This window comes from Serratia sp. BNK-4, assembly GCF_048685115.1.
GTDB classification, from domain to species: domain Bacteria; phylum Pseudomonadota; class Gammaproteobacteria; order Enterobacterales; family Enterobacteriaceae; genus Serratia; species Serratia bockelmannii.
Genome location: NZ_JBLQTM010000001.1, coordinates 4,011,184 through 4,033,842 on the forward strand (window position 1 = coordinate 4,011,184; position 22,659 = coordinate 4,033,842).

At 57.4% G+C, this 22,659-nt stretch carries 19 protein-coding genes; 6 read left to right on the forward strand and 13 right to left on the reverse strand.

Features of this window, described 5'->3' with window-relative positions; translation table 11 throughout:
* The first annotated feature begins 124 nt into the window (after positions 1-124).
* Positions 125-505 carry an aspartate 1-decarboxylase gene (panD, locus tag ACMGGW_RS19170; protein ID WP_004937544.1) on the forward strand — a complete coding sequence of 127 codons (381 nt, stop codon included), beginning with the start codon at positions 125-127 and terminating at the stop codon, positions 503-505.
* 34 nt (positions 506-539) lie between these two features.
* Here the strand turns inward: panD and ACMGGW_RS19175 are convergent, their stop codons facing one another.
* The 3 genes from ACMGGW_RS19175 to ACMGGW_RS19185 all read right to left on the reverse strand — a co-directional run bounded on the left by ACMGGW_RS19175 (position 540) and on the right by ACMGGW_RS19185 (position 3,688).
* Complete coding sequence (locus ACMGGW_RS19175) at positions 540-1,820, reverse strand: polysaccharide deacetylase family protein (protein ID WP_049208402.1); 1,281 nt, start codon at positions 1,818-1,820, stop codon at positions 540-542.
* Positions 1,821-1,997: 177 nt separating this feature from the next.
* Complete coding sequence (locus ACMGGW_RS19180) at positions 1,998-2,768, reverse strand: ABC transporter permease (protein ID WP_004937535.1); 771 nt, start codon at positions 2,766-2,768, stop codon at positions 1,998-2,000.
* Entirely contained in the window at positions 2,765-3,688 is a 924-nt protein-coding gene (locus ACMGGW_RS19185; RefSeq protein WP_015379030.1) for an ABC transporter ATP-binding protein, read from the reverse strand. Before ACMGGW_RS19185 ends, ACMGGW_RS19180 begins: the two co-directional genes overlap by 4 nt.
* Positions 3,689-3,898: 210 nt before the next feature.
* Between ACMGGW_RS19185 and can the strand changes: the two genes are divergently transcribed.
* Positions 3,899-4,555: a carbonate dehydratase gene (can, locus tag ACMGGW_RS19190; protein ID WP_016930066.1), complete on the forward strand. Its 657-nt coding sequence runs from the start codon at positions 3,899-3,901 to the stop codon at positions 4,553-4,555.
* A 38-nt stretch (positions 4,556-4,593) separates the two neighbouring features.
* On the opposite strand, the gene hpt is transcribed toward can, so the two are convergent.
* From hpt to cueO, 4 genes are all read right to left on the reverse strand, one after another.
* On the reverse strand, positions 4,594-5,130 hold the full coding sequence (gene hpt / locus ACMGGW_RS19195) for a hypoxanthine phosphoribosyltransferase (RefSeq protein WP_048234659.1): 537 nt from the start codon (positions 5,128-5,130) through the stop codon (positions 4,594-4,596).
* 90 nt (positions 5,131-5,220) lie between these two features.
* The gene (locus ACMGGW_RS19200) at positions 5,221-5,496 is read right to left on the reverse strand and encodes a type II toxin-antitoxin system RelE/ParE family toxin (protein ID WP_049208401.1); all 276 of its coding nucleotides are present in this window, start codon (positions 5,494-5,496) and stop codon (positions 5,221-5,223) included.
* 5 nt (positions 5,497-5,501) lie between these two features.
* Positions 5,502-5,693, reverse strand: coding sequence for a hypothetical protein (locus tag ACMGGW_RS19205; RefSeq protein ID WP_049208400.1), 192 nt, complete (start codon positions 5,691-5,693; stop codon positions 5,502-5,504).
* Between the two features lie 105 nt (positions 5,694-5,798).
* The gene (gene cueO / locus ACMGGW_RS19210; RefSeq protein ID WP_025304229.1) at positions 5,799-7,442 is read right to left on the reverse strand and encodes a multicopper oxidase CueO; all 1,644 of its coding nucleotides are present in this window, start codon (positions 7,440-7,442) and stop codon (positions 5,799-5,801) included.
* A gap of 217 nt (positions 7,443-7,659) precedes the next feature.
* Between cueO and ACMGGW_RS19215 the strand changes: the two genes are divergently transcribed.
* The 3 genes from ACMGGW_RS19215 to speD all read left to right on the forward strand — a co-directional run bounded on the left by ACMGGW_RS19215 (position 7,660) and on the right by speD (position 9,818).
* Positions 7,660-8,007 carry a YacC family pilotin-like protein gene (locus ACMGGW_RS19215; RefSeq protein ID WP_033634347.1) on the forward strand — a complete coding sequence of 116 codons (348 nt, stop codon included), beginning with the start codon at positions 7,660-7,662 and terminating at the stop codon, positions 8,005-8,007.
* 125 nt (positions 8,008-8,132) lie between these two features.
* On the forward strand, positions 8,133-8,996 hold the full coding sequence (speE, locus tag ACMGGW_RS19220; protein WP_043141308.1) for a polyamine aminopropyltransferase: 864 nt from the start codon (positions 8,133-8,135) through the stop codon (positions 8,994-8,996).
* Between the two features lie 27 nt (positions 8,997-9,023).
* Positions 9,024-9,818: an adenosylmethionine decarboxylase gene (gene speD, locus ACMGGW_RS19225; RefSeq protein WP_197832262.1), complete on the forward strand. Its 795-nt coding sequence runs from the start codon at positions 9,024-9,026 to the stop codon at positions 9,816-9,818.
* Positions 9,819-9,850: 32 nt separating this feature from the next.
* Here speD and yacL read toward each other — a convergent pair whose 3' ends face one another.
* From yacL to pdhR, 6 genes are all read right to left on the reverse strand, one after another.
* A complete protein-coding gene (yacL, locus tag ACMGGW_RS19230) occupies positions 9,851-10,213 on the reverse strand; it encodes a protein YacL (RefSeq protein WP_004937507.1) in 363 nt (120 codons plus the stop codon).
* A gap of 139 nt (positions 10,214-10,352) precedes the next feature.
* Positions 10,353-12,950 carry a bifunctional aconitate hydratase 2/2-methylisocitrate dehydratase gene (gene acnB, locus ACMGGW_RS19235; RefSeq protein WP_043141310.1) on the reverse strand — a complete coding sequence of 866 codons (2,598 nt, stop codon included), beginning with the start codon at positions 12,948-12,950 and terminating at the stop codon, positions 10,353-10,355.
* Positions 12,951-13,464: 514 nt separating this feature from the next.
* Positions 13,465-14,889, reverse strand: a complete 1,425-nt coding sequence (lpdA, locus tag ACMGGW_RS19240; protein ID WP_004937500.1) for a dihydrolipoyl dehydrogenase — start codon at positions 14,887-14,889, stop codon at positions 13,465-13,467.
* A 233-nt stretch (positions 14,890-15,122) separates the two neighbouring features.
* Positions 15,123-17,006 (reverse strand): pyruvate dehydrogenase complex dihydrolipoyllysine-residue acetyltransferase, encoded by a 1,884-nt coding sequence (gene aceF, locus ACMGGW_RS19245; RefSeq protein ID WP_197832261.1) that lies wholly within the window; start codon positions 17,004-17,006, stop codon positions 15,123-15,125.
* A 13-nt stretch (positions 17,007-17,019) separates the two neighbouring features.
* On the reverse strand, positions 17,020-19,683 hold the full coding sequence (gene aceE, locus ACMGGW_RS19250; protein ID WP_025304233.1) for a pyruvate dehydrogenase (acetyl-transferring), homodimeric type: 2,664 nt from the start codon (positions 19,681-19,683) through the stop codon (positions 17,020-17,022).
* Positions 19,684-19,848: 165 nt separating this feature from the next.
* Entirely contained in the window at positions 19,849-20,613 is a 765-nt protein-coding gene (pdhR, locus tag ACMGGW_RS19255; RefSeq protein WP_004937490.1) for a pyruvate dehydrogenase complex transcriptional repressor PdhR, read from the reverse strand.
* A gap of 630 nt (positions 20,614-21,243) precedes the next feature.
* Between pdhR and ACMGGW_RS19260 the strand changes: the two genes are divergently transcribed.
* Entirely contained in the window at positions 21,244-22,620 is a 1,377-nt protein-coding gene (locus ACMGGW_RS19260) for an amino acid permease (RefSeq protein ID WP_025304234.1), read from the forward strand.
* Positions 22,621-22,659: the final 39 nt, after the last annotated feature.

Genomic DNA, 22,659 nt, shown 5'->3' on the forward strand with positions numbered 1-22,659 from the left:
ACCCTGAAGCCCTGGCCATTGGTAGACAATGGCGGAGCAATCGGTGACGATAGAGATTGCAGGGATGCAGGAGAGATGTTCAACCCCAGCGCCTGTGAAGGCCGATATTCAGTTAGGTAAAGCTATGATACGTACTATGCTGCAAGGCAAGCTGCATCGCGTCAAAGTCACTCAGGCTGACTTGCACTATGAAGGATCCTGCGCCATCGACCAGGATTTTCTGGAAGCCGCCGGCATTCTGGAATATGAAGCGATCGATATTTACAACGTGGATAACGGCCAGCGCTTCTCAACCTACGCCATTGCCGCCGAGCGCGGTTCGCGCATCATTTCGGTCAACGGCGCCGCCGCGCGCTGCGCCTGCGTGGGCGACAAACTGATCATCTGCTCCTATGTGCAAATGACCGACGCCGACGCCCGCCAGCACCACCCGAAAGTCGCCTATTTCGAAGGTGACAACAACCTGCAGCGCAAGGCGAAAGCCGTGCCGGTTCAGGTCGCCTGACAATAAAACGGGCGCCTTACGCGCCCGTTCTTCCCTACTGCACCACCACCGTACCCGGCTTGTTGGCTATCCGATCCGCCATGGTCTGGATCGAGTCGGTGCGCAGAATATACAGCCGCTTCAGCGTATAGGGGTTATCCCCCGGCTTCACCTTGCCCTGCACCGTGGTCACCGCCAGATGGAACCCGGCGTCCTGCGCCGCCTGAATCGCCCGTTGGTTATAACCGCCGAACGGATAAGACAGATACAGCACGTGCGGGTTGAACTGCGACAGCGCGCGGCGCGAGCGCTCAAAATCGAACTCGATATTGTGCAACGAACGGCTCAGCAAAATCGGCTGGCGGTTGCCATCGGTGCGGTGCAGAAAATGGGTATGCGACTGCACGTCGAACACGTCCTGAATCTGCTTGAGCTCCGAAACGCTCATAAACTGCAGCGAGTCCGGGTTCCATTTCTGCGGGTGGCGTTTGATGCGCGAAGAGATGATGAACGCCGTGGCGCGGAAACCGTAATCCTTCAGCACCGGGTAAGCGTAGCGATAAACCGACTTCAGCCCGTCGTCGAAGGTCAGCACGATCGCCTTGCCCGGCAGGTTGATCTGATTTTTCAGGTAGGCTTCCAGCTGATACAGCGAAATGGTGTCGTAGCCCGCCTGCTTTAGATAGGTCATTTGGTTGCTGAACGCCACGTCTGAGGTGGTGGTCGAGGTGTGGCGGAAGCGTTTGTTCTCTTCGTTTTTCAGCAGGTGGTGGTAAGTCAGCACCGGTATGCCGTTATCGATCTCGCAGTCCAACTCATTAATGAACCCCAGCCGCTCGCCGATGTTGACCTCGTACCAGGTGTTGTTCAGGCGATCTTTCAGCTTGCCGATGATGGGATAGCGCAGGTTGCCTTCCAGCGTGCCCAAGACCTCGCTGTCCTTGTCCGCTGCGGTGTATACGTCTATCGTTTTTTGCGTGATCAGATTCTGGTTGGTCAGCGGTTTGTTCAGCTCGCCCAAATCGTCTTGCACCTTGCGCGACTTCTTCAATTCACGCACGTCGTCTTTATCGATAAAGCCGGTACCGTGCCCGAATTTGAATTCGTAGTATTCCGCATCCGCCGGGAAGACTTGGATCAGCTGCCCGCGCTTCACTTCCCCTACCGGGATCACATGCTCGCCCACCAACGCATAGACTTCGCTATCGCGCTGCGCTTCCATGTATTCAGATTTAACCGCGCCGTCTTCCGACAGCAGATTAGCCAGGCTCACAGGGGAAACCAACGACATCAGAATGCCGAGTAACCCAGCCGTTAACGTGTATTGAGACCGCATGATGATGTTCTGCTTACGAGTGCGTAATGACAAAAGTGAAGGAAATGTGGAGCGCCAGCATAGCACGATTTAAACAGCGGGGAACTAGCGGTTATTTGAGCAATTCTATTGATTTACGCGCCGCCTGCGCCAAATCAAGAAAGGCGCTCCCGCCGGGAAAGCGGGAGCGCGATATGATCAGCTGCGCAGGCCGCGGCCGCGCTCGATCAGATACCAGGACAGCAGATAGAACACCGCGATAAACGCCACCAGCACCGCCATGGTGAACGCCAGCGGCACATCGTTGATGCCGAGGAAGCCGTAGCGGAAGCCGCTGATCATATAGACGATCGGATTCAGCTTGGACACCGCCTGCCAGAATGGCGGCAGCAGCGACAGTGAGTAGAACACCCCGCCCAGGTAAGTCAGCGGCGTCAGCACGAAGGTCGGGATCAGGCTGATATCATCGAAAGTGGTGGCAAACACCGCGTTGATCAGCCCCGCCAGCGAGAACAAGATCGCCGTCAGCAACAGCGTCAGCGCAATCACCCACCAGGCGTGTACCTGCAGCGGCACGAAGAACAGCGAGATGATGGTCACCAGCACGCCGACGCAGATACCGCGGGCCACGCCGCCGCCGACATAGCCGGCGATCACCACGTGGGTCGGCACCGGCGCCACCAGCAGTTCCTCAATGTTGCGCTGAAACTTGGCGCTGAAGAACGACGAGGCGACGTTGGCATAGGAGTTGGTAATGACCGCCATCATGATAAGGCCGGGCACGATGAACTGCATGTAGCTGAAGCCGTGCATATCACCGATACGCGAACCGATCAGGTTACCGAAGATGATGAAGTACAGCGTCATGGTGATCACCGGCGGCACCAGGGTCTGGATCCAGATGCGCGCGAAGCGGTTTACCTCTTTGGCCCAGATGCTTTGTAAGGCCACCCAATACAAACGCGTCATGCTTTTTCTCCATTGCCGTTAACCAGGGTGACAAACAGCTCTTCCAGGCGGTTCGCCTTGTTGCGCATGCTCAGTACCTGCACGCCCTGCGCGCTCAACTGGGCGAACAGGCCGTTCAGCCCCTGCTCGCGCATCACCTCCACTTCCAGCGTCGAGGTATCCGTCAGGCGGCTGTGGTAACCGTCCAGCTTAGGCAGCGGGCTCTTCGCCGCCAGATCGAGGATGAAAGTTTCCGACTTCAGCTTGGCCAGCAGCCCTTTCATCGAGGTGTTTTCCACCAGTTCCCCGTTCTGGATGATGCCGATGTTGCGGCACAGCATTTCCGCCTCTTCCAGATAGTGGGTGGTGAGGATGATGGTGGTGCCTTGGGCGTTCAGCTCTTTCAGGAAGCCCCACATCGAGCGACGCAGTTCGATATCCACCCCGGCGGTCGGCTCATCGAGGATCAGCAGCTTCGGTTGGTGCATCAACGCGCGGGCGATCATCAGACGGCGCTTCATGCCGCCGGACAGCATACGGGCGCGCTCGTTGCGCTTGCCCCACAGATCCAGCTGATTGAGGTATTTCTCGGCGCGCGCCATCGCTTCACGCCGCGTGACGCCGTAGTAACCCGCCTGGTTCACCACGATCTGCAACACGGTCTCGAACGGGTTGAAGTTGAACTCCTGCGGCACCAGGCCGAGCTGGCGCTTGGCGTTGACGATGTCTTTATCGATGTCATAACCGAACACCCGCACGCTGCCGGCGGTTTTGTTCACCAGCGAGCTGATGATGCCGATGGTGGTGGACTTTCCGGCGCCGTTTGGCCCCAGTAGAGCATAAAAATCCCCCGCCTCGACGCTCAGGTCGATGCCGCGCAGCGCCTTGACGCCACCGGCGTAAGTCTTGGTCAGCTGCGCTAATTCCAGTGCATAATTCATATGTAAAATAGTACCTTATGACGATGAGTATGCCGCCGCGCCCCTGTTTGCGAGGCTTGAAACACTAACAATAATCCTAGCATCGACGGCGTTTTCACTGCGTCGAATCCGTGCGGTAAATGAGGTTGCACCACTGTTCCGATTTCCAAATTGTGACGCTTACCCTATATTACTCCAACGCAATCTGTTCGTTACGGGTCAATCACCTTCATGAAAGAAATCGAAGAGCTTATCGCCAACAACCAGGCCTGGTCGGCCAATATCAGTCAGGAAGACCCGGAATTTTTTGAACGTTTAGCCCAGGCGCAAAAGCCCCGCTTCTTATGGATTGGTTGCTCTGACAGCCGCGTTCCCGCAGAACGCCTGACCGGCCTCGAGCCGGGTGAACTGTTCGTCCATCGCAACGTGGCGAACCTCGTTATCCACACCGATCTTAACTGCCTGTCGGTAGTGCAGTATGCGGTAGATGTGCTGGAAGTCGAACACATCATCATCTGCGGCCACCTGGGCTGCGGCGGCGTGCAGGCGGCGGTGGAAAACCCGGAACTGGGATTGATCGACAACTGGCTGCTGCACATTCGCGATCTGTGGTACAAGCACAGCTCGTTGCTGGGCGAGCTGCCGCCGGAACAGCGTTTCGACATGCTGTGCGAGATCAACGTCATTGAGCAAGTGTACAACCTGGGCCACTCCACCATCATGCAGTCCGCCTGGAAGCGCGGCCAGAAGGTGATGATCCACGGTTGGGTGTACGGCATTCAGGACGGCCGTCTGCGCGATATGGAAGTGCTGGCGACCAGCCGCGAGAGCCTGGAGATGGGCTACCGCAAAGCGATAGCCAAACTGAAGCAGGATAAAGGCGTATAACCCCGCCGCGGGCGCGGCTTGCCGCGCCCCACATCCAATTACTCGTCCAGCAGCACCACTTTGCCGACGTACGGCAGGTGACGGTAGCGCTGAGCGTAGTCGATGCCATACCCCACCACGAACTCATCCGGGATCGAGAAGCCGACATATTCGACCGGCACCTGCACTTCACGGCGCTCAGGTTTGTCCAGCAAGGTGCAAATCGCCAGCGATTTCGGCCCGCGCAGCGCCAAAATCTCGCGCACTTTGTTCAGCGTGTTGCCGGAATCGATGATGTCTTCCACGATCAGCACGTCTTTGCCGCGAATGTCTTCGTCCAGATCCTTGAGGATCTTCACGTCGCGGGTGGTGGACATACCGCTGCCGTAGCTGGAGGCGGTCATAAAGTCGACTTCGTGCGGCACGTCGATCGCGCGGCAGAGATCGGCCATGAACATGAAGGAGCCGCGCAGCAGCCCGACCAGTACCATGTCGCTGCCGCTGTCGCGGTAATGTTCGGTGATCTGGCGGCCAAGTTCGGCGATACGGGTCTTAACTTCCTGCTCGGAAATCATTACGTCTACAGTGTGTTTCATAGTATTCAGGTCAGTTGCCGGAAGAAAGGCGCAGAGTTTAGCATAGGCCGTTACGACTTGCCTCTCTCCCGGACAGGGGAGTTTTCTTTATTAAGGGTATTCCTGACGAGCGTGCAGGACACTCACTATTTCAATATGTGCAGCCAGCACGCGGTAAACCACAATGTAATTAGGATGAACAACCATTTCACGAGTCCCGTTCACCCTGCCAGGCCGGAATAGATAAGGATGTTCCGCTAACGGGATAACCGACTCTTCGATACGTTGCAACAAAGCCTCAGCGGCAAGTGGATTTCGCTCAGCGATAAAAGCCAGCAGCGTATATAAACCCGTTTTTGCTTCGTCAGTCCATTTAACGGTTAACATAAGGGTCAGGCCGATTTTCTTTTGGCTTTCGCCTGCTCGATAATGTGACGAGCACCAGCCATGACTTCATCATGGGGGATACGGGGGGTGTCGCTATTGACGGAAGATTCCACGGTGCTTCTGAACCAACGATCGTAGCTATCAGCCTGTTCTTGAGTCTCAAACTCAGAAACGATGGGATCCAATTTTGTCGGCATGACGCGCTCCTCAACAGCTGATATTTTAATCAGTATAACGGCTTCCTTTCATTGAACCAAGCGGTGGCGACGCGAGCGCACCGCCACCTGAGCGATGAACCGCGATCAGTCGTCGACGGTAAAGCCCATCATCATGCCGGTATCTTCATGCTCCAACAGGTGGCAGTGGGCCATATACGCATGTTCGCTGCTTGCCGGATGATCGAAACGCACCAGCACTTCGCTGCGCCAACCTTCGACGCGCACCGTGTCCTTCCAGCCGCTGCGATGCGCCGCCGGCGGTTTGCCGTTTTCCGAAAGGATACGGAACTGGGTGCCGTGAATGTGGAACGGGTGCAGCATCATGTCGCCCTCACCGGAAATGGTCCATTTTTCATACTGGCCCCGTTTGGCGGCAAACATCGGTTTGTTCATGTCGAAGGCCTTGCCGTTGATCATGTTGCCGTGGCTGAAATCGAACGGTTTGGCTTTGCTCTGCGCGCCGCCGTGATCCATCCCGGCCATCTTGCCATGATCCATGCCCTTCATGTTGCCGTGGTCCATGCCCTGCATGCCGCCCTTCTCCATGCCTTTCATGTCTCCAGCGCCCGTCGCGCCATGATTCATGCTCATGCCGGCCATCGCCTGGTGACCATAACGATCCATCAGCGCCTGCATGCCGAGCATATCCAGCTGCGGATCCATCATCAGCTGCAGCCAACGCTCCTGGATACCAGTGGTGGCAGGCAATGTCGGCAGCTTCACCAGGCTGTCCGGCATGGTTTTGATACCCTGTGCCAACGACGGCTGAATGCGCAACACCGGCAGCGGCTGATCGAACGGAGCCAGCGTCATGCCCATCTGTTTCACCGGCAGCGTCACGATATCGAACGCTTTCCCGTCGGAGGCATCCACCAGCACTTCAAAGCGTTCGCCCATCAGCATCGGCAGCTCGGTCAGCTTCACCGGCTCAGCCAGGAAACCGCCGTCGCTGGCGATAACATACAGCGGACGGTTGTCACTGGCCGCCAGATTCAACGAGCGGGCGTTGCAACCGTTGAGAAAACGCAGACGCAGCCAGCCGCGTGGCGCCAGATGTTGCGGATACTGCGCGCCGTTGGTGAACATGCGATCGCCAAACCAGCCCACCGCCGCGCTCATCACGTCCAGGCGGTATTCGATCTGCGCGTCTTTGCCCAGCCGCTTATCCTGCAGGATCACCGGAATATCATCCTGCCCCCAGGTTTTCGGCAGCGGCAGTTTGGCGCTTTCATCGTCTTCCAGCAGCACCAACCCCGCCAGCCCCATCATCACCTGGCTGCCGGTTTTACCGTGCGTGTGCGGGTGGAACCAGCAGGTAGCGGCCGGTTGTTCGACGGTGAAATTCACCGTGCGCGTCGCGCCGGGGTGGATCAGCGCCTGCGGGCCGCCATCGACGTCGCCGGGAATTTCCAGCCCGTGCCAGTGGACGGTACTGGCCTCCGCCAGGCTGTTTTTGATATCGACCGTCACCGGCTGGCCACGCTGCAGCTTCACCGCCGGCCCGAGCAGCGCGCCGTTGAATCCCCAGGTTTTGGTGGCGGCACCGGGCAACCAGCGGGTTTCACCCGCCTGCAGCGCCAGCGCAATCTTTCCCTGCGCGTCCGGCATCAACAGCGGCGGTACCGGCAAGGCCGGCCGATCGGCCGCCCAGGCGGCCCGGCTCCATAACGGCAATGCGCTCGCCGCGCCCAGCGCAGCGGTTAATTTAATAAAATCACGGCGTAACATCGCTGACTCCCTTTTCTCAGTGACATAACTCAATGCCGTCAGCCTAAACCTTCCCCCAGGCGGAAGGTCAAGCCTTTCCTGGCGGTATTTTAAGCTATGCCTCACAATCAAGAGAGTATGACCGGCACGCGCGACGCCGGCCCGGCAGCAATAAAATTTGGTGCCTTTACAGGCAAGTGTGGTAACGTCAGCAGACGACAAACAGGCCTATTTCATGATGAAAAAAACAACGTTATCGATGCTGTTGCTGGCGATGCTGGGCTTCTCCAACGCCAGTCTGGCGCTGAATGAATCCGAGGCGGAAGATCTGGCCGATCTGACGGCGGTATTTATTTATTTGAAAAATGATTGCGGCTACAACGATTTGCCAAATGTGCAAATCAAACGCGCTATCGTCTATTTCGCACAACAAAACCGCTGGGATTTGAGCAACTACAACAGCTTTAACATGAAGGCACTGGGCGAAGACAGCTATCGCGATCTCAGCGGCATCGCCATTCCAACGCCTAAGAAGTGCAAATCGCTGGCGCGCGACTCGTTGAGCCTGCTGGCCTACGCCAACTAATTCAGCCCCTCTCCCCCACCCGCCTTTCGCTCTCTCTGTCTGAAATTCAACCGTGCATCGCCAGACAGAGTTAGCTATGATGTTGCGCCGATTTTTCATGGCTGTTATTACGGAGTTTCCCGCACATGACCCAGAAAGAAATTTGGTACGAAACGCTGCATACGGGCTTCGGCCAGTATTTCTCGGTAGAGAAGGTGCTGTACCGCGAGAAGACCGATCATCAGGATCTGGTGATCTTCGAGAACCCGGTCCTGGGGCGCGTGATGGCGCTCGACGGCGTGGTGCAAACCACCGAGCGTGACGAGTTCATCTATCACGAAATGCTGACCCACGTGCCGCTGCTGGCGCATGGCCAGGCGAAGAAAGTGCTGATCATCGGCGGCGGCGACGGCGGCATGCTGCGCGAAGTCAGCCGGCATCCTGGCGTGGAGCAGATCACCATGGTCGAGATCGACGCCGGTGTCGTCGAGTTCTGCCGCCAATACCTGCCCAACCACAGCGCCGGCGCCTATGACGATCCGCGCTTCAAGTTGGTGATCGACGACGGCGTCAACTTCGTGAATCAAACCGACGAAACGTTCGATGTGATCATCTCCGACTGCACCGATCCGATCGGCCCCGGCGAAAGCCTGTTCACCTCGGCGTTTTATGAAGGCTGCGCCCGCTGCCTGAATGAGGGCGGCATTTTCGTTGCGCAGAACGGCGTCTGCTTCCTGCAACAGGACGAGGCAATCAACAGCCACGCCAAACTGAGCCGCTACTTTAGCGACGTCAGCTTCTATCAGGCGGCGATCCCGACCTATTACGGCGGCATCATGACCTTTGCCTGGGCGAGCCAGAACCCGGCACTGCGCCAGATCGATCTGCCGACTCTGCAACAACGCTTTAACCAAAGCGGCCTACACTGCCGTTATTACAACCCGGCAATTCACGTCGGCAGCTTTGCCCTGCCGCAATATTTGCTCAATGCCCTGAACGTAACACGTTAAGCGAGAAGATAAAGGAGGTGGCCTAAATTGCATAAGCTAAAACTGCACGGCTTCAACAACCTGACCAAGAGCCTGAGTTTTTGTATTTACGATATTTGTTATGCCAAAACCGCGGACGATCGCGACGGCTATATCGCCTACATAGACGAACAATATAACGCCAACCGGCTGACCGAGATCCTGAGCGAGACCTGCTCGATCATCGGCGCCAATATTCTGAACATCGCGCGTCAGGACTACGAGCCGCAGGGCGCCAGCGTCACCATCCTGGTCAGCGAAGAGCCCATCGATCCGAAAGACGTCGATACGTCGGAACACCCAGGCCCGTTGCCGAATACGGTCGTCGCGCACCTGGACAAAAGCCATATCTGCGTACATACCTACCCGGAAAGCCATCCGGAAGGCGGGCTATGCACCTTTCGCGCCGATATCGAGGTCTCGACCTGCGGCGTCATTTCGCCCCTCAAGGCGCTGAACTACTTAATTCACCAGCTGGAATCCGACATCGTCACCATGGACTATCGCGTGCGCGGTTTTACCCGCGACGTGAACGGCGTGAAACATTACATCGATCACGAGATCAATTCGATCCAGAACTTTATGTCAGAAGACATCAAGGCGCTGTACCACATGATGGACGTGAACGTTTACCAGGAAAATATCTTCCATACCAAGATGTTGCTGAAAGATTTCGATCTGAAGCACTACCTGTTTAACGCGGAGCCGGAGGCGTTGAGCGCAGCCGAACGCAAGCAGATCACCAATCTGTTATGGAAAGAGATGCAGGAAATCTATTACGGCCGCAATATTCCGCATCTGTGATGGAAAGGGCGCGGCACGCCGCGCCCTGATGCTTAGTACTTCAGCATGAAAGAACGATAGGCCTTCAACACCAGCAGGAAGTCCTCAACGCCGCAGAATGAGAGGCTTTCTTCGTCGTAGTAGTTCATCCCCTCTTCCATTTCATCGCCCTCGAACTCCAGCTGATTGGCGCGGATCATCACTTCTTCACCATCCATCAGCAGCGTATATTCATGGCCTTCCAGCTGCCATTGACGCTCGCTGCCTTTGACCTCGGCCGCACCGGCTTCAATCCGGTCCAGCAGGTTGAAATCGCCTTTAACTTCTTCGTTGATCCAGTGGCCAATCGCTTCATGCCCCATCGAAAATCTGACGATCACCTGACCGGTGACGTCACGCAGAAATTCGTAATCCATAGCATGCCCTCCTGAGCCCTTTTTCTTAGTGTAAACATAAATGGCGGACTAACTCAGTGAGCGCTCGCAAAGTTGGCAACTGAGCAAAATAAAACGGGAGGCCAAGGCCTCCCGTTAAACAGTTGCGCAATATAGCGGCTTACACGGCGGTTTGGAAGATCACGCCGTCGGCTTTTTCGGTGTACTGCCCCAGCTGGTCAAAGTTCAGGTAGCGGTAGGTATCCGCCGCCGTCTTGTCGACCTGCGCCATATAGGTCTGGTACTCGTCCGGCGTCGGCAGGCGACCCAACAGGGACGCTACCGCGGCCAGTTCGGCAGACGCCAGATAGACGTTGGCACCGGTGCCCAGACGGTTCGGGAAGTTACGGGTCGAGGTGGATACCACCGTCGCGCCGTCCGCCACGCGCGCCTGGTTGCCCATACACAGCGAGCAGCCCGGGATCTCGATACGCGCACCGCTCTTGCCGAAGACGCTGTAGTAGCCTTCTTCGGTCAGCTGAGCCGCATCCATCTTGGTTGGCGGCGCCACCCACAGACGGGTCGGCAGCTGGCCCTTGTGCTGATCCAGCAGCTTGCCGGCCGCGCGGAAGTGGCCGATGTTGGTCATGCAAGAACCGATGAACACTTCATCGATTTTGCTGTTAGCCACGTCCGACAGCAGGCGTGCATCGTCAGGATCGTTCGGCGCGCACAGGATCGGCTCTTTGATCTCGTTCAGATCGATGTCGATCACCGCTGCGTATTCCGCATCCGCATCGCCTTCCAGCAGTTGCGGATCCGCCAGCCATTTTTCCATGCCCTGAATACGGCGCTCCAGCGTACGGCGATCGCCGTAGCCTTCGGAGATCATCCACTTCAGCAGCACGATGTTGGAGTTCAGATACTCTTCGATCGGCGCCTTGTCCAGCTTGATGGTACAACCGGCGGCGGAACGTTCGGCGGACGCATCGGTCAGCTCAAACGCCTGCTCGACCTTCAGATCCGGCAGGCCTTCGATCTCCAGAATGCGGCCGGAGAAGATGTTTTTCTTGCCCTTCTTCTCGACGGTCAGCAGACCCTGCTGGATCGCGTAGTAAGGGATGGCGTGCACCAGATCGCGCAGGGTGATGCCCGGCTGCATTTTGCCTTTGAAGCGCACCAGCACCGACTCAGGCATATCCAGCGGCATCACGCCGGTCGCGGCGGCAAACGCCACCAGGCCGGAACCGGCCGGGAAGGAGATGCCGATCGGGAAGCGGGTGTGGGAATCGCCGCCGGTGCCGACGGTGTCAGGCAGCAGCATGCGGTTCAGCCAGGAGTGGATCACGCCGTCGCCCGGGCGCAGCGAGACGCCGCCGCGGTTCATGATGAAGTCAGGCAGCGTGTGGTGCGTGGTCACGTCGACCGGTTTCGGGTACGCGGCGGTGTGGCAGAACGACTGCATGACCAGATCGGCGGAGAAGCCGAGGCAGGCCAGGTCTTTCAGCTCATCGCGGGTCATCGGGCCGGTGGTGTCCTGAGAGCCGACGGAGGTCATCTTCGGCTCGCAGTATTCGCCAGGGCGAATGCCGGCGACGCCGCAGGCGCGGCCGACCATTTTCTGCGCCAGCGAGAAGCCTTTGCTGCTCGCGGCAACCGGTTTGGCGATACGGAACACGTCGCTGTGCGGCAGGCCCAGCGCTTCGCGCGCCTTGGTGGTCAGGCCGCGGCCGATGATCAGCGGGATACGGCCGCCGGCGCGCACTTCATCCAGCAGCACGTCGGTTTTCAGCTCGAAGTTGGCGATCAGCGCGCCAGTCTCGTGGTTGCGTACTTCACCTTTGTACGGGTAAACGTCGATCACGTCGCCCATGTTCAGCTCGGACACGTCCACTTCGATCGGCAATGCGCCGGCATCTTCCATGGTGTTGAAGAAGATAGGTGCAATCTTGCCGCCCAGCACCACGCCGCCGCCGCGCTTGTTCGGCACGTGCGGGATGTCATCACCCATGAACCACAGCACCGAGTTGGTGGCGGATTTACGGGAGGAACCGGTGCCGACCACGTCGCCGACGTAGGCCAGCGGGAAGCCTTTCTTGTTCAGCAGCTCGATCTGTTTTATCGGGCCGACGCTGCCCGGCTGATCCGGCACGATGCCTTCACGTTCGTTTTTCAGCATCGCCAGCGCGTGCAGCGGGATATCCGGGCGCGACCAGGCGTCCGGCGCCGGAGACAGGTCATCGGTGTTGGTTTCGCCGGTCACTTTGAACACGGTGACGGTGATCTTTTCCGCCAGCTCCGGGCGCGACAGGTACCATTCAGCATCGGCCCAGGACTGCATGATCTGCTTGGCGTGCGCGTTGCCGGCTTTCGCCTTCTCTTCCACATCGTAGAAGTTGTCGAACATCAGCAGCGTGTGGGACAGCGCTTTGGCGGCGATAGGCGCCAGCTTTTCGTTGTCCAGGGCTTCGATCAGCGGATGAATGTTATAGCCGCCCTGCATGGTGCCTAACAGTTCAATGGCTTTCTCGGGGGTAACCAGGGGGGATGTCGCTTCGCCTTTGGCGATGGCCGCCAGGAAACCTGCTTTAACGTAGGCGGCTTCGTCGACGCCCGGTGGAACACGGTTAATCAGCAGGTCTAACAGGAATTCTTCTTCGCCTTTTGGCGGATTCTTCAGTAGTTCGACCAGCGCGGCCATTTGGGTGGCGTCTAGCGGCTTAGGGGCGATGCCCTCAGCAGCACGCTCGGCTACGTGCTTACGGTATTCTTCTAGCACGACGTTCTCCTCGCTCTCATTGTCATTTATTGTGCCTGGCGTATATGCAAACCGGGTTTATACCCTTGGGGTTTCACTCTGTGGCTAGGCGATCGGCCCGTAAAGGCCCCGAAACGGTGATTGGGGCAAACAAGCACGGTCAAACAGCGTTACAGCATGAAAGACTGATGGGTAGAGCGCACGGCGATATTGATGCCATCTATCCTGACGGGGCACTGCTGTCGATGTCCTGGACTGTAAGGTACAGTGCCCGGTTCCGCTCAGCCAGCATATCAGGATTTGAAACGGTTGTTAATTCGTTCACATAAAAGCAACATTAAATCTTTGCTGAATCGTTGAGCGCAGCGTAATCGGCTGCCGGACAAACAGGGCATTATATCCACATAATTAAAATGGATATAAGCATGAGGATCGGAATTTGGCGCAACTGCCACAAAAATACCGCTTGGTGCATCTGAGCAAAAAAAACGGCCCCTTCTCAGGAGCCGCTTGTTAACCGGTCAAACCAGCAGAATTACTTCTTCTTGGCTTTCGGGTTAGGCAGGTCGGTGATGCTGCCTTCGTAGATTTCCGCCGCCAGGCCCACGGATTCGTGCAGGGTCGGGTGAGCGTGGATGGTCAGCGCGATGTCTTCCGCGTCGCAGCCCATCTCGATAGCCAGACCGATTTCACCCAGCAGTTCACCGCCGTTGGTGCCGACAATCGCGCCACCGATGATGCGGTGAGTTTCTTTGTCGAAGATCAGTTTGGTCATGCCGTCTGCACAGTCGGAAGCGATCGCACGGCCGGAAGCCGCCCACGGGAAGGTGGAGGTTTCGTAGCTGATGCCTTTCTCTTTCGCTTCTTTCTCGGTCAGACCCACCCATGCCACTTCCGGCTCGGTGTAAGCGATGGATGGGATCACTTTCGGATCGAAGTAGTGCTTCATGCCGGCGATAACTTCTGCGGCAACGTGGCCTTCGTGCACGCCTTTGTGCGCCAGCATCGGCTGACCGACGATGTCGCCGATAGCGAAGATGTGCGGCACGTTGGTACGCAGCTGTTTGTCGACGTTGATGAAGCCACGCTCGTCAACTTCAACACCGGCTTTGCCAGCATCCAGCAGTTTGCCGTTCGGCACGCGGCCGATCGCCACCAGCACCGCGTCGTAACGCTGTGGTTCTGCTGGCGCTTTTTTACCTTCCATCGTGACGTAGATGCCGTCTTCTTTGGCTTCTACCGCGGTCACTTTGGTTTCCAGCATCAGGTTGAACTGCTTGCTGATACGCTTGGTGAAGACTTTCACCACGTCTTTATCTGCCGCCGGGATAACCTGATCGAACATTTCAACGACGTCGATCTGTGAACCCAGTGCATGGTATACGGTGCCCATTTCCAGGCCGATGATGCCGCCGCCCATAACCAGCAGACGCTCTGGGACGGTTTTCAGCTCCAGCGCATCGGTGGAATCCCACACGCGTGGATCTTCATGAGGAATGAATGGCAGTTGGATCGGACGAGAACCTGCAGCGATGATGGCGTTGTCGAAGTTGATGGTGGTTGGGCCGTTTTCGCCTTCCACAACCAGGGTGTTAGCGCCGGTGAACTTGCCCAAGCCGTTGACCACTTTCACTTTACGGCCTTTCGCCATGCCAGCCAGACCGCCGGTCAGCTGAGTGATGACTTTTTCTTTCCAGACGCGCACTTTGTCGATGTCGGTTTTCGGCTCGCCGAAAACGATGCCGTGTTCGGCCAGCGCTTTGGCTTCTTCGATCACTTTGGCAACGTGCAGCAGTGCTTTGGAAGGGATACATCCCACGTTCAGGCAAACCCCGCCCAGAGTGGAATAACGTTCAACCAGAACGGTTTCAAGACCTAAGTCAGCGCAACGAAAGGCTGCAGAGTAACCTGCCGGGCCCGCCCCAAGTACCACGACCTGAGTTTTAATTTCAGTACTCATCATGACCTCTTAATTGATTGTCCGGCGGGTCAGACGTCATTTTTATTGCTAATCGATCTCATAACGCCCTTCATCCACCGGGACGCTTACACCGCGAGCAGTTTACAGAATTGTTAATAATCTGCAAAGCGTGTTCGAGTGACCCGTGTCTCAACAATTTTGTCGAGTTGTGCAAAATCCGACAAAACTGCTACAGAATCATCAGGGGCGCAGCATGCTGCGCCCCTTTTGCATTACATCACCAGACGGCGAATGTCGGACAACATGTTGTTGATGATGGTGATGAAGCGCGCACCATCGGCACCGTCGATAACGCGGTGGTCGAAGGACAGCGACATCGGCATCATCAGGCGCGGCATGAACTCTTTACCGTTCCAGACCGGCTCCATCGCAGACTTGGAGACGCCCAGGATAGCCACTTCCGGCGCGTTGACGATCGGCGCGAAGTGAGTCGTCCCGATGCCACCCAGGCTGGAGATGGTGAAGCAGCCGCCCTGCATCTCGCCCGCGGTCAACTTGCCGTCGCGCGCTTTCTTGGAGATGGCCATCAGTTCGCGAGACAGCTCGGTGATGCTCTTCTTGTTCACGTCCTTGAACACCGGAACCACCAGGCCGTTCGGGGTATCTACCGCCACGCCGATGTTGATGTATTTCTTCAGCGTCAGCTTCTGGCCATCTTCGGACAGCGAGCTGTTGAAGCGCGGCATCTGCTCCAGAGCGGCAGCAACGGCTTTCATGATGAACACGACAGGCGTGAACTTCACGTCCAGCTTGCGCTTGGCCGCTTCTTCGTTCTGTTGCTTGCGGAACGCTTCCAGATCGGTGATGTCGGTTTTGTCGAAGTGAGTCACGTGCGGGATCATCACCCAGTTGCGGCTCAGGTTCGCGCCAGAGATCTTCTGGATGCGGCCCATTTCGACTTCTTCGATCTCGCCGAACTTGCTGAAGTCCACTTTCGGCCATGGCAACATGCCTGGCAGACCGCCGCCAGCAGCAGCCGGAGCTGCTTCAGCGCGTTTCACCGCGTCTTTCACGTAAGTCTGAACGTCTTCGCGCAGGATGCGGCCTTTACGACCGGTGCCCTTCACTTTCGCCAGGTTAACGCCGAATTCACGCGCCAGACGACGAATGACAGGGGTCGCGTGCACGTATGCCGCGTTCTCGGCGAACTCGCCTTTATCGTCAGCTTTCGCAGCCGGAGCGGCGGCTTTAGCGGCGGCCGGCGCCGGCGCAGCGTCCGCTTTAGCGGCTGGAGCGGCGGCAGCGGCAGGCGCAGCGCCTTCCACTTCGAACACCATGATCAGGGAGCCGGTTTTCACTTTGTCGCCGGTCGCGATCTTGATCTCTTTCACGGTACCCGCGAACGGCGCAGGCACTTCCATGGAGGCCTTGTCGCCTTCCACGGTGATCAGAGACTGCTCGGCGGCAACCTTGTCGCCCACCTTAACCATCACTTCGGTCACTTCGACTTCGTCACCGCCGATATCCGGCACGGCGACGTCTTTGGCTGCAGAGGCCGCAGGTGCTGCAGCGGCGGCAGGGGCTTGCGCCGCAGCCGGGGCCGCAGCGGAAGCGGCGCCGGCCACTTCGAACACCATGATCAGGGAACCGGTTTTCACTTTGTCGCCGGTCGCGATCTTGATCTCTTTCACGGTGCCCGCGAACGGCGCAGGGACTTCCATGGAAGCCTTGTCGCCTTCCACAGTGATCAGGGACTGCTCAGCTTCCACCTTGTCGCCCACTTTCACCAGGATCTCGGTCACTTCGACTTCGTCGGCGCCGATGTCCGGCACGGCAACGTCTTTGGCCGCAGCGGCAGCCGGAGCAGCTGCTGCTGCCGCCGGTTTTTCTTCCGCTTTCGCCGCCGGTGCAGCTTCCGCTGCGCCTGCCGCTTCGAAGATCATGATCAGTTTGCCGGTTTCGGTTTTATCGCCGACCGCCACTTTGATCTCTTTCACCACGCCCGCCTGCGGGGAGGGCACTTCCATGGAAGCCTTGTCGCCTTCCACGGTGATCAGCGATTGTTCCGCTTCAACTTTATCGCCGACCTTCACCAGAATCTCGGTGATTTCGACTTCATCTGCACCGATGTCCGGTACGTTGATTTCGATAGACATTATTCAGTACCTCTTAGGCCAGACGCGGGTTAACTTTTTCCGGGTTGATGTCGAATTTCTTGATTGCATCAGCAACCACAGAAGCTTCGATCTCACCGCGTTTAGCCAGTTCACCCAGAGCAGCAACCACCACGTAGGACGCATCGACTTCGAAGTGGTGACGCAGGTTTTCGCGGCTGTCCGAACGACCGAAGCCGTCGGTGCCCAGTACGCGATAATCGCTGGCCGGCACATAAGTACGAACCTGTTCAGCGAACAGTTTCATGTAGTCGGTAGACGCTACCGCTGGCGCGTCGCTCATCACCTGAGCGATGTAAGGCACGCGTGGCGTTTCGGTTGGGTGCAGCATGTTCCAGCGCTCGCAATCCTGGCCGTCGCGCGCCAGTTCGGTGAACGAGGTCACGCTGTAGGTGTCGGAACCCACGCCGTAGTCCTTCGCCAGGATCTGCGCAGCTTCGCGCACGTGGCGCAGGATAGCGCCGGAGCCCAGCAGCTGTACCTTGCCTTTGCTGCCTTCCAGCGTTTCCAGCTTGTAGATACCCTTGCGGATACCTTCTTCCGCACCCTGCGGCATCGCAGGCATGTGGTAGTTTTCGTTCAGCGTGGTCAGGTAGTAGTACACGTTTTCTGGGTTGTCGCCATACATGCGCACCAGACCGTCGTGCATGATCACCGCCACTTCGTACGCGTAAGCCGGATCGTAAGAGATGCAGTTAGGGATGGTCAGAGACTGAATGTGGCTGTGGCCATCTTCGTGCTGCAGACCTTCGCCGTTCAGGGTAGTACGGCCCGAGGTCCCGCCGATCAGGAAGCCACGCGCCTGTTGGTCGCCCGCTGCCCAGCACAGGTCGCCGATACGTTGGAAACCGAACATCGAGTAGTAGATGTAGAACGGAATCATCGGCAGATCGTTGGTGCTGTAGGAAGTCGCTGCGGCCAGCCAGGAAGAAGCTGCGCCCAGTTCGTTGATGCCTTCCTGCAGGATTTGGCCTTTCTCGTCTTCTTTGTAGTAAGCAACCTGCTCACGGTCCTGCGGGGTGTACTGCTGGCCGTTCGGGCTGTAGATACCGATCTGACGGAACAGACCTTCCATACCGAAAGTACGCGCTTCGTCGGCGATGATTGGCACCAGGCGATCTTTGATCGACTTGTTCTTCAGCATCACGTTCAGGGCACGCACGAAGGCGATAGTGGTGGAGATCTCTTTGTTCTGCTCTTCCAGCAGCGAGCTGAAATCTTCCAGCGCCGGCATTTCCAGCTTCTGGGTGAACTCCGGCAGACGGGTAGGCACGTAGCCTTTCAGCGCCTGGCGACGTTCGTGCAGGTATTTGTACTCTTCGGACTCTTTCTCGAAGGTGATGTACGGCAGTTTTTCGATGTCAGCATCGGCAACCGGCACGTTGAAACGATCGCGGAAGTGGTGAACCCCTTCCATGTTCATTTTCTTCACCTGGTGAGCGATGTTTTTACCTTCCGCGGTTTCACCCATGCCGTAACCTTTGATGGTGTGGGCCAGGATAACGGTCGGTTTGCCTTTGGTGTCCTGCGCTTTTTTCAGTGCAGCGAAGATTTTCTTCGGATCGTGACCACCACGGTTCAGCGCCCAGATTTCGTCGTCGGTCATGTCTTTGACCAGCGCAGCGGTTTCCGGGTAACGGCCGAAGAAGTGCTCGCGCACGTAAGCGCCGTCTTTGGATTTGAAGGTCTGGTAGTCGCCGTCCAGGGTCTCGTTCATCAGCTGAACCAGTTTACCGCTGGTGTCTTTGCGCAGCAGCTCGTCCCAACGGCCGCCCCAGATCACTTTCAGCACCTGCCAGCCTGCGCCGGAGAAGATGCCTTCCAGTTCGTTGATGATCTTGCCGTTACCGGTGACCGGGCCGTCCAGGCGCTGCAGGTTGCAGTTGATGACGAACACCAGGTTGTCCAGCTTCTCGCGAGTCGCGATGGTGATGGCGCCTTTGGATTCCGGCTCATCCATCTCACCGTCGCCCAGGAAGGCGTAAACGGTCTGCTCAGAGGTGTCTTTCAGGCCGCGGTGTTCCAGGTATTTCAGGAACTTCGCCTGATAGATGGCGCTGATTGGGCCCAGGCCCATGGATACGGTCGGGAACTGCCAGAATTCCGGCATCAGCTTAGGATGCGGGTAAGAGGACAGGCCGTTGCCGTGCACTTCCTGACGGAAGTTGTTCATCTGTTCTTCGGTCAGGCGGCCTTCAAGGAAGGCACGCGCGTAAACGCCCGGAGAGATGTGGCCCTGGAAGTACACCAGGTCGCCGCCGTCTTTCTCGTTGCGTGCGCGGAAGAAGTGGTTAAAGCAGACTTCATAGAAGGTCGCGGAAGACTGGAAGGAAGCCATGTGGCCGCCCAGCTCCAGGTCTTTTTTGGATGCGCGCAGAACGGTCATGATCGCGTTCCAACGGATCGCAGAGCGAATGCGGCGTTCCAGATCCAGGTTGCCTGGGTAGGCCGGTTCGTCTTCTACCGCGATGGTGTTGACGTAGTTGTGCGCTGCAGCACCGGCCGCAACGTTAACGCCGCCTTTGCGGGCTTCTCCCAATACCTGATCAATCAGAAACTGAGCTCGCTCAACACCCTCTTCACGGATGACCGATTCGATCGCCTGCAGCCAGTCGCGGGTTTCGATCGGATCCACGTCATTGTTTAAACGTTCTGACATGGTGGTATTCCTTATCTGTCTAATGGTTTGTTTGGAGCCTGTCTTCCTGTGCTCTGTGCAAAAACACACGAAGACAGGCCCATCAGTTTAGTTGCCGCTTAAGTACTTAACTAAGTACCTCGAACTTAACCCCCGCAGGCTGGTGTACCCTGAAGAGGACAGCTCTTAATCCTTGCGTTGCTGGAGACGCCGTAGCGATCTCTCGCGCCGAGTATGCTCCCGGCTGAGATCCAGCAAGATTTCCTCGATAAACGCCAAGTGGCGATGCGAGGCTTCACGGGCCTTTTCCGGCTCGCGTGCCACAATCGCCTCAAAAATTCCGGCGCGGTGGCTGCTCACTTTTGCCAACATCTCACGGCGCGAGTAGAGCAATTCAAAGTTCTGACGCACGTTCTGTTCCAGCATCGGCCCCATGCAGCGTAGCAGGTGAAGTAACACAACGTTGTGAGCGGCTTCAGTCACGGCGATTTGATACTGCATGACCGCATCGGCCTCGGCGTCGAGATCGCCGCTGTCTTGAGCCTGTTGAATCACGATGTGGCAATCGCGGATGCGCGCCAGATCTTCATCGGTGCCGCGCAGCGCCGCGTAATAGGCGGCAATGCCTTCCAGCGCGTGACGGGTTTCCAGCAGATCGAACTGTGATTCGGGATGGTCGGCCAGCAGCTCGGCCAGCGGATCGCTGAAGCTCTGCCACAGATTAGTTTGCACGAAGGTGCCGCCGCCCTGACGGCGCAGGAGCAGCCCTTTCGCTTCAAGGCGCTGAATGGCCTCTCTCAGAGAAGGACGGGAGACATCAAATTGTTTCGCCAGCTCGCGCTCCGGAGGCAGTTTTTCGCCTGGGCGCAGTGTCCCCTCGAGGATCAGGTATTCGAGCTGTTGCTCGATAACATCTGACAACTTGGGTTGGCGGATTTTGCTGTAGGCCATGAGTGAATTCTTCTCTGCGAATGGCGCGGAGTCAATTGGTAATACCAATTTCAAAAACGTGACGGTAAAGTAACAAAGTATTCACCTCCTGTCCATACGGGCCTTGATCGAAATCAGGTTACCCGCACATTTTAACACCCCGCTGAAAACCCCGCTGCAAACCGGTAACGCCGTGATGGTATTACCATTTACGCGGCGGGTTGGGGATTTAACTTTTACCAAACCTTACGCAAGGCAGAGTGCAAACTTTTTGCCCGAGTTTTATTGCATGGTTATGACGCTTTAATGAATGGCTATTTGGCGAGCAGCGCAACGGCGGTTCGTTCATTATTTGAACGCACCCCACCGTTCAGATCTACGTTATTTTTGCGCATTATGTGATTTGTTGCTTATTTCATGCACTGAATCCCCCCCGCCGTCACACAACCCGCATTTTGTTTCCTAAACTGCTGCAATCTTAATCACTCACACGACAAAGCAGGTGCAAACCGACGCGCATAACATTATTCTCTGCCAAACGGTAGCGGCGCCGTGGAATTAATAGCTATAACGCCGTAAATAAAACAAAACACACATCGTAACCACTGCTTTACAGGCAGATGGCATTCACAACGACAGAGGGTTAGATTGATGGATGGTCAACAGCAGGGTGACCAGCTGAAACGCGGCCTGAAAAACCGCCATATTCAGCTCATCGCCTTAGGTGGCGCAATCGGTACCGGGTTATTTCTCGGTATCGCTCAAACAATAAAAATGGCCGGCCCGTCAGTGCTTCTCGGCTACGCCATCGGCGGCTTCATCGCGTTTCTGATCATGCGCCAGCTGGGGGAAATGGTGGTGGAAGAGCCGGTCGCCGGTTCCTTCAGCCACTTCGCCTACAAATACTGGGGTAACTTCGCCGGCTTCGCCTCCGGCTGGAACTACTGGGTGCTGTATGTCCTGGTGGCGATGGCGGAGCTGACCGCGGTCGGCATCTACGTGCAGTACTGGTGGCCGGAGATCCCGACCTGGGTCTCCGCCGCGGTATTCTTCCTGGCGATCAACGCCATCAACCTCGCCAACGTTAAAGTTTACGGCGAGATGGAGTTCTGGTTCGCCATCATCAAGGTGGTGGCGATTATCGGCATGATCGTGTTCGGCGCCTACCTGCTGTTCAGCGGCATGGGCGGCCCGGAAGCCACCGTCACCAACCTGTGGGCGCAGGGCGGGTTCTTCCCGAACGGCGTCATGGGCCTGGTGATGGCGATGGCGGTGATCATGTTCTCCTTCGGCGGCCTCGAACTGGTTGGCATCACCGCCGCCGAAGCCGACAACCCGCAAAAGAGCATTCCGAAAGCCACCAATCAGGTGATCTACCGCATCCTGATCTTCTATATCGGTTCGCTGGCCATTCTGCTGTCGCTGTACCCGTGGGGCAAAGTGGTCGAAGGCGGCAGCCCGTTCGTGCTGATCTTCCACGCGCTGAACAGCAACCTGGTGGCGACCGTGCTGAACGTCGTGGTGCTCACCGCCGCGCTGTCGGTGTACAACAGCTGCGTCTACTGCAACAGCCGCATGCTGTACGGTCTGGCGCAGCAGGGCAACGGCCCGAAAAGCCTGCTGAAGGTCGACGGCCGCGGCGTGCCGGTGGTGGCCATCGGCATCTCCGCCCTCGCCACCGCGCTGTGCGTGCTGATTAACTACCTGATCCCGGGCCGTGCCTTCGAACTGCTGATGGCGTTGGTGGTGTCGGCGCTGGTGATCAACTGGGCGATGATCAGCCTGGCGCACCTGAAGTTCCGCGCCGCCAAAAACCGCGAAGGCGTGGTGCCGAAGTTCAAAGCGTTCTGGTACCCGTTCAGCAACTACCTGTGCCTGCTGTTCATGGCCGGCATCCTGGTGATCATGTACCTGACGCCGGGCATTCAAATCTCGGTGCTGCTGATCCCGGTATGGGTGGCGATCCTGGCCGTCGGTTACGCCATCAAACAGCGCAGCCAACGCGTCGACGGCGTCACCAGCCGTTGAATCCCGTGACCGCGCAATAAAATGGCCCGCAGATGCGGG